The 401-nt window shown below is 71.8% G+C and carries 2 protein-coding genes; both read right to left on the minus strand.

The features are described from left to right. Positions 1-238: hypothetical protein (locus tag I6F37_RS43115; protein ID WP_225154849.1), on the minus strand; the 238-nt coding region annotated here is incomplete at its 3' end. Beyond that, a partial coding sequence (locus I6F37_RS43120; protein ID WP_225154850.1) for a YidB family protein occupies positions 222-401 on the minus strand: 180 nt, incomplete at its 5' end. The genes I6F37_RS43115 and I6F37_RS43120, both read right to left, overlap by 17 nt.

A 401-nucleotide genomic window follows, 5' to 3' on the forward strand; every position in this document is an offset into this window, starting at 1 on the left:
CCCTCACCTCGTAACGAAAGACCCGCGGCGGCGGCTGCATCACCACCCCGGGGCACGCAACGCGCGGCGGCCCGCAGCGCAGCTCGCCTTCGTCGCCAGGCGGGCCGATCGCGGTCTCGAGGTGGTAGATCGCGAACCGCTCGCCGCCGCGATCGTCGTCACCGCCGCTGTCGTCGCAAGCTGCGCCGGCGAGCAGCAGCAGCCCGCCGAGAACGATCCTGTTAGCCCTTCTGTGCACCGTCCAGCTCGTGCAGGCGGCCGAAGGTCCGGTCGAGCTCATCGTCGTCCGGGAGCTCGCCCGCCGGCGTCGCCTGATCGACGACGTCCGGAAGCACCTGCGCCACCGCTTCCGCGGCTTCGTCCTCGCTGACGCCGAGTTGCTGCGCGATCCGCGTCAGCTC

It is taken from the genome of Bradyrhizobium sp. NBAIM08 (assembly GCF_020193935.1).
Lineage (GTDB): Bacteria > Pseudomonadota > Alphaproteobacteria > Rhizobiales > Xanthobacteraceae > Bradyrhizobium > Bradyrhizobium yuanmingense.